We start from the raw sequence: 18,350 nt of genomic DNA, 5'->3' as shown, positions 1-18,350 counted from the left end.
TCCAGCCCCGCCCATCAGTTGGTCAGTCCAATATAACGTAACTGGCATGCGCAGATACTGGCAAGCATTGCTGCATTTGCACATGAAAATACGGCTTAAATGGCCTATCCAATATCGCATATCACTTAATACTACCAATTGTTTGACATTGGCTAGCAAACGGTGAAATCTCCGCCCCGAGCCCGGACACACGGGCACATCACTCTGGGAGGAGAGAGCATGCGTCACCCGCAAACGTCGCGTCAGCCAAGGCGATTCCGTCCATCCACCCTCGCCAACGCCCTGTTCTGCGCACTGTGCGCCGGGGCGCCGACCGGGATCGCGCTTGCCCAGGACACCGCGTCCCCGCCGCCGGTGGAACCGGCTTCTGGCCAGACCTCGCCTCCTCCATCATCGCCAGCCTCCCAGACGGACGCATCGCCGGCGGAACTGGACACGGTCGTGGTCCAGGGCATTCGCGCTTCGATCCAGTCCTCGATCCAGACCAAACGCAACGCGACCGTGATTTCAGACGCGCTGTCGGCCAAGGACATCGGCGACCTGCCGGCGCTGTCCATCGGTGAGGCGATCGAGACCATCACCGGCGCATCCACCCACCGCGAGAAGGGCGGCGCGTCCGAGATCTCGATCCGCGGCCTGGGCCCGTTCCTGGGCTCGGCCACCTTCAACGGACGCGAAGCCACCAACGGCAGCGGCGACCGCTCGGTGAACTTCAACCAGTTCCCTTCCGAGCTGATCAACACGGTGCAGATCTACAAGACCCAGCAGGCCGACTTCATCGAAGGCGGCATCGCCGGCACGATCAACATGGAGACGGTCAAGCCGCTGTCCTTCGACGAGCGCCGCATCCAGTTGGATGGACGCGCAACCTATTCGGATTACGACAGCAAGCTCAAGGACGGCGCCGGCGTCGGCTGGCGCGGAACGGCCAGCTATCTCGATCAGTTCGAATTCGCCAACGGGGGCAAGCTGGGATTGTCGCTGGGCGTGCAGAGCCTGGAAGGGACCAATCCGGAGGAAGTCGCCGCCACCAGTTCCACCTGGACCGCATGCGATGCCACCAAGGTACCGACCAACGGCAATTGCCCCGCCATCGTTCCGGGCGACGCGAACACCGGCAATACACCTTTCTACCTGATGCCCAACGGCCGCACCTATCGCCAACTGGTGGAACACGACAAACGCGACGCGGCCTTCGCCGCCCTGCAATGGCGACCGAACGACACCATGGAAGTGAACCTCGACTATCAGTGGTCGGATCGCACTTTCACCGAGGATCGCAACGAACTGGTGCTGCCCGACGGGCGCCGCAATATCGACAACGTGGTCGCCGATGCGGATGGCGCCCTGCGCTCCTTCACCGGGCAAAGCGGCATCGAGACCAATTCCAACTACAAGGTGCGAAAGGAGAAATACGAAGGCGCCGGGCTCAACTTCGAATGGCGCCCCAGCGCCGCGTGGCTGTTCTCGACCGACCTGGCGTATTCGCACACGCTGCGCACCGAAAACGACTGGGTCACGCGACTGCGCGCCGACGACAAAGACATCTACGGAAACGATGTCGCCGGCATCCAGGGCGCACGCTACGTGGACTACAGCTACGACTACAAGGGCGATGTGCCCGCGCTCGTCATCGATCCCGCCTTCGACATCACGCGCTGGGAGAATTTCAGCGACGTCCCGCGTCTGCGTCGCGACGAGCAGCTGCGCGAGCACACCCTGCGTGCGTTCCGCTTCGACAGCAGCTACTTCCCCGAAAGCGGCTTCTTCACCGCGATCAAGGCGGGTGTTCGCTACGCGAAGTCGGAGTATCGCGACTATGACGACCGGGTCGAGATCAGCCCCGATCGCGACCTGGTCCGGGATGCCAACCTCGCCTGCCGCACCGCGTTCCCGCAGAGCGATTTTCTCGACGAGGCCAGCGGCAACACGATCGAACAATGGGCGACCTTTGATTCCCGCTGCCTCTTCCGCACCCTGTCTGGCGTGGATGACACCGGACGCAGCTCCGACCTGCGCAATCCCGCCAACAACGACGTCGGCGAGAAAACGCAGGCGATCTATCTGATGGGCGAGTTCGCGTCGGAATGGTTCGGCCTCCCGGTGACGGGCAACTTCGGCGCGCGCTGGGTCAAGACCGACGTGCGCGCGGTGGGATTGCGCAGCGGCCTGGATGTGATCCGCAATGGCGACGGCACGATCACGCTCAAGCCCACCGGCGAGTTCGAGACCCAGGTGGTGAAAGCATCCAACGACGTGCTCCTCCCCAGCTTCAACGCCGCGCTCGAACTGGCCGACGACAAGATCCTGCGCCTGGGCGTATACCGCGCCATGGCACGCCCGGACCTGAGCGCTCTCGGCGCGGGCCGGACGATCGAAGTGGAGGACGGCGAGTTCGGCAGCATCGGTGAGGCGATCGACAACATCGCCGCCACCGGCAATCCGGGCACCAAGCCGTTGCTGTCCTGGAATGGCGACATCTCCTTCGAGTGGTACCCGAACCCGGATTCGATGCTCAGCGCCGCGCTTTACTACAAGCAGTTCACCGGCGGCGACATTCCCGCCTTGATCGACGAAACCTTCGTGATCGGCGGCGAAACCGTGGTGGTGCCGGTCGAACAGTCGGTCACGACCGACAAGAAGAGCGATCTGTTCGGCGTGGAACTGACCGGTTCGCATCGCTTCTCCTACCTTCCCGCGCCATTCGACGGATTGGGGGTCAAGGTCAGCTACAACTATGCCGATTCGAACTTCGAGAACCACGATCTTCGGCTCGGCGACCAGATCGATCCGGAGACCGGCGATATCACGCCGGGCCTGGTTGAACCGGCGAACATCTTCGGCCTGTCAAAGCACGTGGCCTCCGGCTCCGTGTACTGGTCGCTGGGACCGGTGGATCTGCAGGCGATCTACAAATATCGCTCCGAGTACTACCAGCGCTTCGTCGGCGCCCCCTCGCAAAACCGCTACATCCACGGCGGCAGCACGGTGGACTTCCGCGCCACCTGGCGGGTCAACGACCACCTGTCGTTCTCGCTGGAAGCCTCCAACCTGACCGACGAGCCGCGAATCTCCGACATGCCGATCCTGGGCAATTTCCACGAGTACCACGGCTACGGGCGCCGTTATTACTTCGGTGTCCGCTATCGCTTCTAAGACCAAACCGCTTCCAACAAGTCCGTTTTCCAACGAGTACGTTTGTTCACAGATGTCGTTATCTCTATCAACCGCCTGGAGAGATCACCATGACGCCACTGAAACGAATCTTTTCCCTGACCTGCTGCGTGGCCGGCGCCCTCACGTCCACGAATGTGTCGGCACAGACCTACCCCGCCGAGAAACCCGAACTCGAATACCTGGCGTACTGGCGCCTGAATTCAACTTTGCCGACCGATGGCAACTACACCAACTCGCTGGATTTCGACCCCGATGACCTGACCACCTACACCGATAGCTTCTTTCGCGTCGTCACCGGCGGCGGCGTTTCCATGAAGGCGCAATTCGGCGGTGCCCTCACATCCTCAGGCACGGCATTTTCCCGCACCGAGCTGCGCGAGATGGCGAGCGAGACCTCGCCGGCCGCCTGGAACTGCACCAGCAAGCAGAAGGAAATGGTGGCGAGGCTCCGGATCAAGAGCACGCCCAAGAACAAACCGGAGATGTCGGTCGCCCAGATCCATGACGCGGAAAACGACAACCTGATCGTCCTCTATCGCTACGACAAGGCGCAGAACGGGGGCGTGCTGCCGGCCGCGGGCACCCTGGGCGACAAAGGCAGGATTCTGATCAAATGGAACGACAGCACCTCCGAGACCGTGCTGGACAGCGCCTACGTCGTCGGCGACATCATCAAGGTCATCATTCGCGCCAATGGCTCGACCAGCAACGGTTATCCCGGCGCCGGCAACATGCAGGTGAGCTACACCAACGAAACCCAGAACAAGACCGCCTCGGCCACCAAGGCGTTCAGCGGTGTGATCGGACAATGCTATTTCAAGGCCGGCAACTATCACCAGGGCTGCACCAAGAAATTCATCGACGGCAGCACCAACGCGACCTGCAGCAGTAAAAGTTACCCCCTCAGCAACGGCTTTACCTGGGAGGATCCAGGCACCGAAACGAATACGTCCGAGGCCATTCTTTATAATCTGACGGTGAACCCAAAGGGCAATTGACCACCGCGGCGTCTTTTCAAAATCACTGTTATCATTCGGCACGTCTCTCCCGCCCATTTCGCAATGTCAAGCAGCCGCCTTTACCAATCCATCGCTGCGCAGATTCTGCGGCAAATCGAGTCGGGCGAATTTCCGCCCGGCTCACGGCTTCCGGCCGAGCGCGATTTGGCCGAACGCTTCAACGTCAGCCGGGTTACGATTCGCGAAGCCGAGATCGCGCTGGAAGCACAGGGCTGGATTTCGATCAAGATCGGCTCGGGCGTGTATGTGAAGCAACGCCCGCAGGACGCCCCCGGCGCGTTGCCGGACGTGACCGCCTTCGACGTGACCGCAGCACGCTCGGTGATAGAAGCGGAGGCTGCCGCGATGGCGGCTAGCCACATTACCGATGACGAGCTCCTGGAACTGGAAGAGCTGGTTCAGGCCATGTCACAACCGGATGCGAGCGATCAGGCCGCGGGGGAAGCCGATCGTGCATTCCATCTGCGCATTGCCAGCATCACAGGCAACCCGGCGATCGAGTACGCCATCCGCTCAATCTGGAGAATGCGCGACGAATTGCCATTGGTAAGCGCAGTATACGAACGCGTCTGCCACCATGACGCCAACGATCGAATGCGCGAACATGGCGCGATCCTGGATGCACTGCGCGCACGCGATTCGGCGGCGGCCCGGCGTACGATGCATGATCATTTCCAACGGTTGTTCGAGGCAATGCTGGAAGCGACGGAGAGCGATGCGCTGGCTGAAGTTCGCCGCCGCACACAACAGTATCGGGAACGCTTCAAGACGGTCATCCGGGCCTGAACGCCTCTTCTGACGTGACACCGTCGGCCCGAAGCGGACCACGCCTCGCTACATTCTCCCGACGAGGCTCTTCGTCCAAGGCATGCGGGCCTCGATGGCCCGGTCGAGAAGCTGCTCTTCTTCGTGAAGAAGTTGTCGACGCGTTTGTGCATCCTTCTCGTCACTGCAGGTGGGCTCCTCCCATTCCCGCGGACGCGCGCTCAGTTCCGCGAAATCTCGCGCCGCACTGCTGCAACGAACTCCGGGTCCAAGACGCTGCCCACCTTTTCCGTCCTCGCGACGACGCGGCCACCGGCATCCACCAATACCAGCGCGCTAGTGTGATTGAACCCACCATCGGCCAACTTCCGATAACGCATACCAAGAACACCCGCCACGCTTCGAACATCCTCGATCCCCGGGCTGACCAACGCCCAATGCGTCAAATCCAAATTCCGCTGTTTCGCTATCGTCAGCAACGCGGCCGGAGTGTCGTGCGCAGGATCCATGCTGATCAGAAGAATGCCCAGCCTGCTTCGCTCAGCCGGAGTCAGGGCGTACTCCAGTGCTTTGCCGCTATCGACGATCAAAGGACAGATGTATTGGCAAGATGTGTAGAACATTGCCATGACTTTGGGCTTGCCCCGCTTTTCACCCCAGTCCCAGGATCTGCCATCCTGGTCTGTGAGGCGCAGGGGCAGTTGGTACACCGAATCCTTCGGTAATGGGGGCAGTGCCTGACCGGTCGCAATACTCGCGGCCATCAGCATCAACAGGGCCAACGCCGCGGTACAGAGATGTTTCATCGGGCACTCCTCGCGCAACGGAAACCAAGGTTCACGGTGGTATCCCTCGCCTCCAGCGAGGACAACATCGCGACCCGCATCAGGACCGCATAGTTCTCCCGGTCGGCCATGGACAAGGCGCCCGCACCGCAGAACTTCGTCTTGTCGACATCGCCCTGATTGCGGTTGTCGGCGGACACCAGCAGGGACGAAAAATCATCGGTCCACTCCCAGACCAGACCGTGCAGGTCCTGTACGCCGTAAGCATTGGGAGTTTGCAGTCCGGCCCGCGGTAGCGCCTGTCGGGACGATCTGGAATACCACGCCAGGATACGCTCGCGCCAGGCTGGATCCTTGCGTGCGTCGCGCCGCGTCTCGTCGGCGGCGGCGGCATATTCCCATTCCGCCCACGTCGGCAGGCGCGCGTCCAATGTCTTGCAATATGCACTCGCCGCGAACCAGCTGACCGACGTCACAGGCTGTCCGGGCAGCGCGTTGGGACCGAGTTCGGTGGCCGATCGCCAATGCGCCAGATATCTCGATTCCGCCAATACGTCCGGCACGCGATCCCGGCGCCATTGTGGGTGCGATTTGACGAAGGCCAAGAACTCCGCGTTGGTGACCGGTCGGCGCATCAATGCGAAAGGCGCGATACGCGTTCCACCCCGCTGGTCCTCGAAGCGCAGCACGGATTCGAAGAGTCCTCCCGGCAATCCTGCGTAACGCCCGATCGTCCCCGCGCCGAAAGCAGCGACGGGCAGTGCGAGCATCAACACGGCGAACAGGCGGCGCATCGTTCAATGGCTTGCAGGTGCGGCGACGGATTGAGCTTGGCGAATCTTCGCGGCTTCGGCCTTGCTGACACGCCCCCCCTGATTGCCCCAGCTGTTGAGCACATAAGTGGCGATATTCGCCACCTCGTCGTCGGTGAGCTGGCTCATCGGGGGCATGACGGAGTCGTAATCCGTGCCATTGACCTTCACTGCACCACTCAAGCCATGCAAAACAACGTTCGGCACGCGCTTGGGATCGGCGGCGATGTAGTCTGACTTGGCCAGCGGCGGGAACACGCCGGGCAAGCCCTGCCCTTCGGGCTGATGGCAGGTCGAACACGTGCCGGCGAACAGCGCCTTGCCCGCGGCAACCTGCTCTTCCAGCGAAGGCTCGCCGCTCTTCGCCGCGATCGCAGCGGTCTCTACCGCCTTCATGTTCGGCTGCGCGCGGTCGCCGAGGTAGACGTAGTCGACTTCCTTGCCCGAATAGATCGCCTTGTTCTCGCTGCCACTCGCCTTGAGGATCGCCAGTGCACCCTTGTTGAAGGCACGGAAGATTGAGTGATCGACCAGCACGTAGCTCCCGGGCACCTCTATGTGGAAATCCATGATCGCCGCGCCGCCCGACGGGATCAGGGTGGTCTGCACGTTCTCCTGATAACGCGTGCCGCCTTCGAACCAGACCTTGTCGAAGATCTCGCCGATCACATGAAAGCTGGACACCAGGTTCGGACCGCCATTGCCCACGTATAGGCGCACCGTGTCGCCAACATTGGCAGTCAGCGCCTTATCGCCGGTGAGCGCCCCTTCGCTGCCGTTGAACAGTACGTAGGTCGGATGTTCGTCGATCGCCTTTTCCATGTCGAAAGGCTGGTGGCCCTTCTCGCGGTACTTGCCGGTCGTGTAGAAGTCACCCTGCATCACGTAGTACTCCCGGTCGACCGGCGGCATGCCTTCCGGCGGTTCGACCAAGATCAATCCGTACATGCCGTTGGCCACGTGCATGCCCACTGGCGCGGTGGCGCAGTGGTAGACGTACAGACCCGCATTGAGTGCTTTGAAAGTGAAACGTGAGGAATGGCCCGGCGCCGTAAAACTGGAGGCCGCTCCGCCACCGGGTCCGGTCACGCCGTGCAGGTCGATGTTGTGCGGCATCTTCGATTCCGGAAGGTTGCGCAAGTGGAATTCCAACGTATCGCCTTGGCGCACCCGGATGAAACTTCCCGGCACCGTGCCGCCAAACGTCCAGAAGGTGTAGGTGACGCCTTCGGAAATCGGCAAATCCTTTTCCACGACGTCCAGCTTCACGACCACTTTCGCCGGCGCCTTCCGTCGAGTCGGCGGAGGCACATGTGGCGGCGAGGTGAGCACTGCCTCGATGGGCTGGCCCTGCGGCGGACCGAAATCGCCTTTCTGCGAGCCTCCGCTGTCGGACTGTGCGGACGCCTGCCGGTCGTCGGCGCCATGATCGCGCTGACAGCCTGCTAGTAGCGCTGCTATGAGCACAGCGAGAGTGATTGATGCAACGCGGCGTTGGTTCCTAGTCTTCATGAGCGGCTCCCCGGCCATCAGAAGGGCACTGACATCGTGGCCGGTCGTGACATCGTTTCCGGCCCGACATCCGAACCTGGTGCGCCCGCCCAGACAATCCCCATCACAACCAGCACGATCGCGAGGATCGAAGCCACAAGCCATGCGAGATTGAAACTGACAGTTTTCATATCGACGAATCCCCTGGAGTTGCAATGTTGCGATACGCGCACTCTGAGATTCCGGGTTATGCGGCGCCCTGATCTGGGTCAACTCTGCCCGGGATGGAATCGCCTGAGAGATCTCTTCTTGATCTGGATCATGCCGGATCGCCTGGCTCGGAAGCCGGCAGAACGCAAAAGGAGGCCGCGCAGGACCCTTGCTCGAATGTTGGCCTGTTCAATCGGTCAAGAACCGACTGAATCACGCGTCATCTCAAGCAAGCATCCGCAGGAATACGCCCAAAGGATGATGCGCACGAGCGATCCCGTAGATCGCTCCGAAAGCAAGCAAGGCGAGCACATAACACGCCCCCCGCGCCCGCCGTGTTCTGCCGCGACGCATGGCGAACACACCGAGCACGATATACACCACTATCAACGTGACTTTCGCCAATAACCAGCCATTGCCGAATACCGCCCACGGCAGGATGGTCAACAGCATGAGCGCTGCTGTCAGCAATGCGGTATCGACGGCGTAGCTCAGCCATTTCACCGGCGAGGCCATCGGCCAGCGTGCCCCCGCCAGCGAAAAGGCGCCTCGCAGCGCGAAGATCGATCCGCTGAGCAGCGCAACAAAGATGTGGAATTGCCTGATCTGCGGATAGAACTCGATCATCCGGGCTTCCCGTCCGCACGCGGGGAGAGGTAGATCCTGCCGATCTGGGCGACCCATGGCGAGAATGCCACCAGCCATCCCGTCGCGGCGATGACTTGCCAAACCATGCTGTCGGGCAACACTTCGGCAAAGATGCGCATCAACGCAACCAGTTGCACCAGCGCGAACGCGAACCAGGCCGCTTTCGGCATCACCAGTTTGCGGCCGGAGTGCCCTTGCGTTACTCGCGTCACCATCGCCACCAGCACGCTGCCGAAGAAGCCCACGAATAGCGCGTGCGCCGGTGCGCGACCTAGCAGGAATATGCCAGTCAGCTCATAAGCGATGCTCTGGAACAGATACAGCGCGATCGCGATCGGTAACCATGCCAGGCCGATGAACAAAACGCTCAGCAATGCCGGCGCCTTGACGCGCGGCCACCACTTCCACAGCGTTAACAACAACAACGCCAACAGGGGAAGATCAGCCAGCCACAGCCACGCATAGGCATGCATCAACTCCAGCGCCAGATGCGATAAAGATAATGCCAGCACCGTACCAAGCAACCATAAAGGCCGCCACACCACATATCCGGCGACGACATTGCCGGCAAAGAACGGGAACATCCGATGCGCAACCGTAAAGTACACCGGCAGCAACAAGCCAAACGTCCCTAGCTTGATGCTGGCGAACGCCCAGCGTGCGTTCCCGTCGTGCAGGAACGCCCCCCAGGCCAGCATGCCGGCGACTCCCAGCAGCAAGCCAATGAAGCAGGCCCGCGCATGCCAAGTGGCGCCCTGCTCCCGTAACAGCATGGAACCGAGAGTGAAGACACCCACCAGCCAACCCGCTAGCGTCAACCAGAAGCCGATGGCAATACCGGGCAAGTAACCGAAAACACCCACGATGGTCGCCAGCTGGCCGCCAAACAATCCGACGCCGACTGGCAGGTAACGTCGGCGCGATAACTCAGGCAACCCCATCCAGCGCGGAAAAACGGTCAGCAGGAAGCCGAAGATGAAACTCGGCAACATCTGGTACTGCATGACGAATGCATGCAGCCAGCCTGCCCATACTTGCGACTGGAGCAACCCGAACGCTTGCCAGCGCGCATCGGCCAGCCACATGCCCCACCAACTCATTGCCAGCAGCAAATTGGTCGCACCAATGAAAAACATCAAGCGGTGCGGAGCCCGCATGAGCAGGCGTGGCGATACGGTGCTCGCGATGGGCTCATCCATCGCAGTCCCCGCAATATTGCGACGACAAGCGGCTGTGTCGTCGCAGCACGGCAGGACCTGGCATGGCGACTGCGCACCCTGTCGCCCTGCGGACCGAAACCTGAGCATCGATGCAAAGCCAGAATTGCATGCGTGCGAATCTCGTCATGCGATTCAGCGGCCAGCGCCCTCGGGGCGTCCCTGCAGAGCCAGGACACGCTTCGGCACCACCCACAACCGGAAGACGAACCACATCAGCGCCAACGCACCGATGCTGAAGATGGTGTCCCCGGGCACTCGCATCCACACCAGCAGATCGACAATCGGCCTCTGCATGAACTCGGCGGAACGCGCATAGGCGTAGCCATGCTCGATCGCCGCGAGCAATTGCATCGTGCCCAGCGGCAGCAAGGTCAACAGCGCCATGAGCGTCAGCCCGATGTTGAGGCACCAGAAAGCCGTTTTCAGCGCTCGCGTGTCCCATTGCATCTGCCCGCGCAGACCACGCATGCAGAACAGCATCAGGGCGATGCCGAGCATGCCATACACGCCGAACAATGCGGTATGGCCATGTAGCGGCGTCAAGTTCAGGCCTTGCATGAAGTACAACGATAGCGGCGGGTTGATCAGGAAACCAAACAGACCCGCACCGACCAGATTCCAGAATGACACCGCGACGAAGAACAGGATCGGCCAGCGATACTGCGCCATCCACGGCGTCGCACGGCCCAGCTTGTAGGTGTGGTAGGCCTCGAAGCCGATGTAGGCGAGCGGCACCACTTCCAGCGCGCTGAAACTGGCCCCCAACGCCACCACCGCCGTCGGCGTGCCGACGAAATACAAATGGTGCAGCGTGCCCAGCACGCCACCGCCCATGAACACGATGGTCGCGAACAGCACCGCGGTCGTCGCGGATTTGGCCTGCACGAGGCCCAGCCGGGTGAAAATCAGCGCCATCACCGCGGTGGCGAACACTTCGAAGAAGCCTTCCACCCACAGGTGCACCAACCACCAGCGCCAGTACTCGACTTCGGAAATGTGGGTGTGCTCACCCCACATCAGCGCCGCACCGAAGAACAAGCCGATGCAGACGGTCGACAGGAACAGCAGCCCCACGATTGCCTTGGTGTCGCTCTGCGGCCCCCGCAGCACCGGCCACAACGCGCGGCCGACCAGGGTCAGCCACAGCAGCAGCCCCACGAACAGGAACCATTGCCAGAACCGGCCCATGTCGGCGTACTCCCAGCCCTGATGCCCCCACCAGAAGTTGTCGGCCAGTCCCAGTTTCTGCATCACGGCCAGCCATTGGCCGGCAAACGAGCCGACCACGATCACCAATAGGCAGACGAACAGGAAGTTCACACCGAAACGCTGGAACTTCGGCTCATGTCCCGACATTGCCGGTGCGATGTACAGGCCGGTCCCCAGCCACGCCACTGCGATCCACAGCACCGCCAGCTGTGTATGCCAGGTCCGCGTGATCGAGTATGGCAACACGTCCGACAGCGCATAGCCGTAGGCCTGCTGACCTTCGACCTGATAATGCGCAGTCATCGCGCCGAGCAATATCTGGACCAGGAACAAGGCCAGTACCACCCAGAAATACTTGGCCGTAGCGCGCATCGACGGCGTGATGCGCAATGCTGCCAGCGGATCCGTTGCGGGTAGCGGCGGTGCCTTTTCGCGATCATTCGTGCGGGCGTGGTGCCAGCCAAGCAGGCCGATCCCGGCCAGCAGGAACAGGACACTGAAGGCCGACCACACCCACAACGGCGGCGGCGGCGTGTTGCCGATCAACGGCTCGCTGGGCCAGTTGTTGGTGTAGGTGACGCGCTTGTCAGGCATGCCCGCCTGATCCGGCATGAGCGCGTCAGCTGCTGCTTGCGGACGTTCGGTGCCCGCCGCCCAGGCCGTCCACCAGAAGAAAGCGGTGAGCGCGCGACGATGCGCGGCGTCGGGCACCGTGTTTTCTTTCATCGCGTAGGCTTCGCGCAGATCGCGCGTGGACGGATCGTTGCCGAACAGGCTTTCGTAGTGCGCGGCAACGTTCGACAAAGCGGCCACGCGATCGCGGGCAAGCGTGATCGTGACCTTGGCCGGATCATAGGTGTTGCGCCGCATCACTTCCTGCAGACGACTGCGCAACGCGGCCTGTTCCTCAACCGGCAACTGTGCATAGGTCGCGCTGCCGCCGTCCTGCCGCGCCCAGAGGTCGAGTATCCCCATGGCTTCGCGATGCAGCCAATCCGCGCTCCAATCCGGCGCGACATAGCCGCCGTGGCCCCAGATCGATCCCAACTGCATGCCGCCCATCGATTGCCAGACCTGGCGCCCGGTCTGGATATCGTCGCGCGTGTAGATCACGGTGCCATCCTCGGCCACGACCCGCTCCGGCATCGGCGGCGCGGCGCGGAAGATTTCCCCGCCCGCCCACAGCAACACGGCGAACGAAGCGAGCAACAGGGCGGCCAAACCCAGCCACAGCTTGCGCGTATCAGTCATGGTTTTCTCCCTAATCGACCGGCGCATGGTCTCTTCGGGAGCCAGCCTCCACCATGATCTAGATCAAGCGCGGAGAGCGTCCGGGCAATATCGTCCCGTCGTAGCGGGGATCGCGAGGATCCACCGGAGCCTAGGCTCGCAGGACCGGCGAAGCCAACGCTTCTAACCGTGCCATGCCAACCAGTTCCACATCGCGACGGTCTACATGCACTAACCCGTCTTCCTGAAACCGCTTGAGAACGCGGCTCACTGTTTCAGGGGCCAGCCGCAGATAGTTGGCGATATCGGTACGCGCCATGGTCAGCTGAAAACGGGACGGCGAGAAGCCGCGCGCCGCGAGGCGGCGAGAAATGCCGGTGAGGAACGCCGCCATGCGCTGATCCGCCGTCCAGTCGCCCGCAAGCAATGCCGCGCGTCCGATATCCCGGCTCAGCAGACGGAACAGATGCCTCTGCAAACCCGGCAGCCTGGTTGCCAACACCGAGATCTTCGGGAAGGAAAACCGGCACAGCATCACCGTGTCCAGTGCCACCGCATTGCAGGGATAGTGTTCTTCGTCAATCGCATTCAGCCCGATCACCTCTCCGGGCAAATGGAAGCCGAGCACATGCTCACGCCCGTCCGGATCGACGACGTAGGTCTTGACCGTTCCTGCCCGTACCGCGGCAATGGCATCGAACGGATCACCTTCGCGGAAAACATGTGCACCCGCATGCAATGGCCCGACATGCTCGACAAGCATGTGCAGATCCAACAGGGCGCGCTTGTCCATGCCTTCTGACAAGCAGGCCTGCGAGAAGGCACAAGTGGAACAGAAACTCAGGGCGTCACCGTCGTCGGCGAGCGTACTGCCATCCATGCGCGGGAATGCAATGCGGCTCACATCCTGCCTCACCGTTTCAGATGACGCGGGAGAATCGCCGGGACGCGGCGATGGACGGTTCTTCGTGAAGACAACGGCTGAAGCATATCGCAATATTACGCAGTAACAGCCGTTCTTGCGAAGACACTACTATCCGGGAAGCTGTAAAAGCCAACCGACCTCCACATCTTCGCATCCAACCAAAATTCGCGGGCTCCATCGCAACCACACTCGCGCAATCTTGGCCGGATGGCGTGTCAGCGATGCCCCCTTCCTTAACCCGCCAAGTAACCGCGTCCATCTCGTGTTGCGAGGAGCCCGTAGTACAACAACGGGATCACAATCAATGTCAGAACGGTACTGACCAGGATCCCGAAAATCAGCGACACGGCCAATCCATTGAAGATAGGATCGTCAAGGATAAACAGCGCCCCAAGCATCGCCGCCAAGCCGGTCAGCAGGATCGGCTTGGCGCGGACCGCACAGGCATCGACCACTGCTTGCGCTACCGGCCGCCCCTCGGCGACGGACTGATTAATGAAGTCCACGAGCAGGATGGAATTGCGCACGATGATGCCAGCCAGCGCGATCATGCCGATCATCGACGTCGCGGTGAACTGCGCGCCGAGAAGCGCATGCCCTGGCATCACGCCGATCACTGTCAACGGAATCGGAGCCATGATCACCAGCGGCGTCCGATAACTGCGAAACTGTGCGACCACGAGCAGATAGATCAACACCATGCCGGCAGCATAGGCGATGCCCATGTCGCGAAAGGTTTCGTAAGTGATCTGCCATTCACCATCCCACTTCACAGAGAAGCGGCTAGTGTCTTCTGGTTGAGCTATGAAGGTTTGCCGCAGCCGCTGGCCGCCAACATCTTCACGACGCAATTGCCTGACCAATTCGAACATGCCGTACAGCGGGCTATCCGACTCACCCGCTTCATCACCGATGACATACACCACCGGCAACAGGTCCTTGTGATGGATTGCGCCATCCCAGCGCCCACGCTTCACCATGACGAGCTCGGACAGCGGGATCAGCTGCCCTTCCCCGCCACGCACCTTGACCGCAAGCAGACGGCCGAGTGTCGCCTGTTCGGCGACCGGCACGCGCAACCGAACAGGGCGCACGTACTTGGAACGCCCATCCTGCAACCACGTCGCATCCAATCCCCCGACAGAAGCGGTGATCGCATCCGCGATCGAAGACTGCGACACCCCCAGGCGCGCCGCGCGAACGCGATCCATCACCAGCGTTTCCCGCGTAGCGTCACTTTCGACGCTGGTGTCGATATCGACGATGCCCTCCGTGGCCTCGAAACGCTGTTCCAGCGCTTTCGCCAGCGCACGAGTGCTTGCATAATCCGGACCGTAGAGCTCGGCGACCAACGGTGCCAACACCGGAGGTCCAGGCGGCACTTCGACCACCTTCACCGAGGCACCGTGGCGCCGGCCAATCGCGGCAAGCTGCGGGCGTAGCTTACGCGCGATCTCGTGGCTCTGGCGATCACGCTCGTGCTTGTCCACCAGATTGATCTGCAGATCGCCGACGTTGCTGCCGCTACGCAGATAGTATTGCCGCACCAGGCCGTTGAAGTTCACTGGTGCGGACGTGCCGGCGTAACCCTGGTAGTCGAGCACTTCCGGCACTGTATCGACAGCTGCGGCCAGCTCCATCAGTAATGCGTTGGTATCCTCGAGTGTGCGGCCTTCCGGCAAGTCGACGACCACTTGCAGTTCGGACTTGTTGTCGAACGGAAGCATCTTCAGCACAACCCATTGCAACGCCGCCAGCGAAGCCGCCGCGAGCACCAGCCCGGCCATCGCGGCATACAACCAACGGCGGCGCCGGGTGCCTCGAGCGGGATCGAGGAAGGGTCGCATTATCCGGCCGAACAAGGCGTGCAAGCGGCTTGTCTGCCTTCCATTCAAAGAGAGATCCGAGACGAAGGCAGGATTATTGCGTTCTGGGAATTCGGTCTCCCTCTCCTCTTTACTCTTTCCTTCTTCGGAGGAGGACGGATTCGAAACATGTCGAGACAACAGCTTCAACGACAGCCAAGGCGTTACCACCAACGCGATCGCCAGCGACAACAGCATGCCCGCCGATGCATTGATCGGAATCGGCCGCATGTATGGCCCCATCAGCCCGGACACGAACGCCATCGGCATCAAGGCCGCGATCACGGTAAGGGTAGCCAGGATGGTCGGGCCACCGACCTCATCCACCGCCGGCGGGATCGCCTCACGCAGCGTCTTGCCGCCTTGTGCCATGTGACGGTGGATGTTCTCCACCACAACGATCGCATCGTCGACCAATATCCCGATCGAGAAGATCAGCGCGAACAACGATACGCGGTTCAGAGTGAATCCCATCGCCATCGATGTGAACAACGTCACCGCCAACGTCAGCACCACCGCACTGCCGACCACAATGGCCTCTCGCCAGCCAAGTGCAAACAACACCAGCAACACCACCGAGCCCGTCGCAAACACCAGCTTCTGAATCAGCTTGCGCGCCTTGTCGGTCGCGGTACGGCCATAGTCGCGGGTAACGGTGACGTGGACGCCATCGGGGATCAGCTCACCTTGCAACCTCTCCACAGAACGGCCCACTGCTTCTGTCACATCAGCAGCATTGCTGCCCGGCTTCTTCGCGATCGCAATGGTCACCGCCGGAGCGACTCCCTGCCCGGGCCCGGCGCGCCCGGCCGGAGCACCATGCCAGACGTAACGCGAGGCGACATCCCCGCCAGCGCGCACGTCGGCAACATCGGAAAGACGCAACGGGCGGCCATCGCGCAGGCCGATCACCAGACCGGCGACGTCCTCAGCATCGGCCAGGAACTCGCCCGCGGTCAACGGCGTCGCACCGCTGACGCTCACGCGCTCACCAGCGTGTTTCACCACATTCGCCGCCCGCAGTGACTCGCTCAGATCGGATACCGTGAATCCATACGCAGCGAGCTTCGACGAGTCCAGCCGTACCGCCACCACACGATCGGGCGCACCGATCGTATACACGTCGCGCGTCCCGCGGATCCGCTTGAGCTCGGTTTCAAGCGAATGGGCGACTTCGGCCAGATCGTTCGCACTGCGCTGCGGATCATCCGTCCACAACGTCAGGCTCATCACTGGCACATCGTCGATCCCCTTGGGCTTGATCAACGGCGTCCCGACGCCGAGCCCGGCTGGCAACCAGTCCATGTTCGAGTAGACCTGATTGTACAGGCGCACGATCGCCGGCTGGCGCTCGACACCGACGACATACTCGACCGTCAATATTGCCAGTCCCGGCCGGCTGATCGAATAGACATGCTTGATGCCTTCAATCTCGGCAAGTTTTTGCTCCAATGGCGTGGCAATCATCTGTTCGACATCGCGCGCACTTGCGCCCGGCAGCGGCACGAGCACATTCGCCATCGTCACATCGATCTGCGGCTCCTCCTCGCGCGGCGTGATCGACACTGCAACCAGGCCTAGCAACAAGCCGATCAGCGCGAGTATCGGTGTCAACGGATTGGCCTGGAAGGTCGCCGCGAGGCGGCCCGACAAACCCAGGCGAGGGCGCTCAGTCACGCGCGGCGGCCTCGCGCTGCGCGGCCAATGCCTGTATTGCGGCAACCGGGTCCGTCGCGATGCGCTCGCCCGCCTTCAGGCCGGCCAATACTTCGACTTCATCACCAAAGCGCTGACCCAGTCGCACCTGACGCAGGCCAAGGCGACCATTGGACATCACATAGACACCGCTGACCTCCCCGCGCTGCACCAGCGACGCTGACGGCACGCGCGGCATCTGCACGTCATCAGCAACAGGAAAGATCACTTTCGCGGTGACGCCGGGCTGCGGGGGATTTTTCAGGAATGGAAGCATTACCCGGACAACAACGCTATGTGTGATGGCATCCGCCTCCGGAAACATGATGATCCTGGCCGCGCCGACGCGATGACCATCGGCCAGCACGACCCGCGCACTTCCGACGGCACGGATAGCAGCCGCCTCCGATTGCGGCACCCGCACTTCGATACGCAGCGCGCCTGGCGCATACGCCGACATCAACAGCTGTCCGGGTGCAACGGTCTCGCCAGGTTCGACCAGGCGTGCGCTGACAACTCCTGTGAACGGAGCACGCACCACCGTATAGACGGCCTGCTGTCCGATCTGGGCAAGATCGGCACGTGCAGCGTCGCGAGCGGCGACGGCACTGTCGCGTGCGACACGCGCCTGGTCGAGCTGTGCGCGTGCGACATACTGACCCGACGCCAGTGCGGCGAAGCGTCGATAATTGCTTTCAGCCTCCACTGCGACGGCATCAGCGGCACGTAATCGTGCCCGCGCAGCGTTTACATCGGCCTGTTGCTCGAATGCGGTGATGTGCAACAACACGTCACCGCGTTTGACATGATCATCAACATCGACTTCGATGGAGGTGACTCGGCCAGAGGTCTGCGCGGACAGATCCGCCTGCTGTACCGCCTCAACCACACCGTCCCAGGCATGGCCGCCTGTGTCGGCACCGGCTTTCACTATCTGTGTCTGCAGCGGTGGCGACAACAAACGCGTGCCCGCAACCGGGTCGGCGCCGCACGCGGATAGCGTCAGCAGCGCGAACAATAGCAAAATGGCAGTGCGCGATATCACCCGGCCGGCCTCTTCGCTCAACGGAACGCGCAACCGCTGCCGACACCAAGCTTTCGGAACAACATCGCAGCCGGACAGAAGCCGGTAAAGCTGGCTTGCAGCAAATTCAGTCCAACGAAGGCGGTGAGCAGCCACCACCACGGCGATACCAGTTGGGTCAGTGCAACGCTGACGAGGATCATCACGCCAGCAAATGCCATCACGGCACGGTCGATATTCATGGAAGTCTCCATCAGGAAATCGTGGGGAGCTGC

13 protein-coding genes are annotated in these 18,350 nt (G+C 61.7%); 3 read left to right on the top strand and 10 right to left on the bottom strand.

Annotated features, from left to right (window positions below; all coding sequences use genetic code 11):
• Window positions 1-219 precede the first annotated feature (219 nt).
• From AC1RNP_RS14410 to AC1RNP_RS14400, 3 genes are all read left to right on the top strand, one after another.
• Window positions 220-3,156 carry a TonB-dependent receptor gene (locus AC1RNP_RS14410; protein ID WP_493051962.1) on the top strand — a complete coding sequence of 979 codons (2,937 nt, stop codon included), beginning with the start codon at window positions 220-222 and terminating at the stop codon, window positions 3,154-3,156.
• A gap of 89 nt (window positions 3,157-3,245) precedes the next feature.
• On the top strand, window positions 3,246-4,175 hold the full coding sequence (locus AC1RNP_RS14405) for a polysaccharide lyase family 7 protein (RefSeq protein WP_493051961.1): 930 nt from the start codon (window positions 3,246-3,248) through the stop codon (window positions 4,173-4,175).
• A 63-nt stretch (window positions 4,176-4,238) separates the two neighbouring features.
• The gene (locus tag AC1RNP_RS14400; RefSeq protein ID WP_493051960.1) at window positions 4,239-4,982 is read left to right on the top strand and encodes a FadR/GntR family transcriptional regulator; all 744 of its coding nucleotides are present in this window, start codon (window positions 4,239-4,241) and stop codon (window positions 4,980-4,982) included.
• Window positions 4,983-5,182: 200 nt separating this feature from the next.
• Here the strand turns inward: AC1RNP_RS14400 and AC1RNP_RS14395 are convergent, their stop codons facing one another.
• The 10 genes from AC1RNP_RS14395 to AC1RNP_RS14350 all read right to left on the bottom strand — a co-directional run bounded on the left by AC1RNP_RS14395 (window position 5,183) and on the right by AC1RNP_RS14350 (window position 18,317).
• Window positions 5,183-5,767, bottom strand: coding sequence for an SCO family protein (locus tag AC1RNP_RS14395; RefSeq protein ID WP_493051959.1), 585 nt, complete (start codon window positions 5,765-5,767; stop codon window positions 5,183-5,185).
• Entirely contained in the window at window positions 5,764-6,540 is a 777-nt protein-coding gene (locus AC1RNP_RS14390) for a formylglycine-generating enzyme family protein (RefSeq protein WP_493051958.1), read from the bottom strand. The genes AC1RNP_RS14395 and AC1RNP_RS14390 overlap by 4 nt, the downstream gene beginning before the upstream one ends.
• A 3-nt stretch (window positions 6,541-6,543) precedes the next feature.
• Window positions 6,544-8,088 carry a copper-containing nitrite reductase gene (gene nirK / locus AC1RNP_RS14385; RefSeq protein WP_493051957.1) on the bottom strand — a complete coding sequence of 515 codons (1,545 nt, stop codon included), beginning with the start codon at window positions 8,086-8,088 and terminating at the stop codon, window positions 6,544-6,546.
• Window positions 8,089-8,484: 396 nt separating this feature from the next.
• Window positions 8,485-8,886, bottom strand: coding sequence for a SirB2 family protein (locus tag AC1RNP_RS14380; protein ID WP_493051956.1), 402 nt, complete (start codon window positions 8,884-8,886; stop codon window positions 8,485-8,487).
• Window positions 8,883-10,106, bottom strand: a complete 1,224-nt coding sequence (locus AC1RNP_RS14375) for an NnrS family protein (RefSeq protein ID WP_493051955.1) — start codon at window positions 10,104-10,106, stop codon at window positions 8,883-8,885. The genes AC1RNP_RS14380 and AC1RNP_RS14375 overlap by 4 nt, the downstream gene beginning before the upstream one ends.
• A 153-nt stretch (window positions 10,107-10,259) precedes the next feature.
• A complete protein-coding gene (locus AC1RNP_RS14370; protein WP_493051954.1) occupies window positions 10,260-12,587 on the bottom strand; it encodes a nitric-oxide reductase large subunit in 2,328 nt (775 codons plus the stop codon).
• Between the two features lie 130 nt (window positions 12,588-12,717).
• Entirely contained in the window at window positions 12,718-13,446 is a 729-nt protein-coding gene (locus AC1RNP_RS14365; protein ID WP_493052017.1) for a cyclic nucleotide-binding domain-containing protein, read from the bottom strand.
• Window positions 13,447-13,724: 278 nt separating this feature from the next.
• Entirely contained in the window at window positions 13,725-17,033 is a 3,309-nt protein-coding gene (locus AC1RNP_RS14360; RefSeq protein WP_493051953.1) for an efflux RND transporter permease subunit, read from the bottom strand.
• The gene (locus tag AC1RNP_RS14355) at window positions 17,026-18,117 is read right to left on the bottom strand and encodes an efflux RND transporter periplasmic adaptor subunit (RefSeq protein ID WP_493051952.1); all 1,092 of its coding nucleotides are present in this window, start codon (window positions 18,115-18,117) and stop codon (window positions 17,026-17,028) included. Before AC1RNP_RS14355 ends, AC1RNP_RS14360 begins: the two co-directional genes overlap by 8 nt.
• Entirely contained in the window at window positions 18,114-18,317 is a 204-nt protein-coding gene (locus AC1RNP_RS14350; RefSeq protein WP_493051951.1) for a YgaP family membrane protein, read from the bottom strand. Before AC1RNP_RS14350 ends, AC1RNP_RS14355 begins: the two co-directional genes overlap by 4 nt.
• Window positions 18,318-18,350 lie beyond the last annotated feature (33 nt).

This window comes from Luteimonas sp. GW821-FHT14E02, assembly GCF_058803905.1.
Note: the sequence above shows the minus strand (reverse complement) of the source record. Positions and strands in the feature narration are given on the sequence as shown.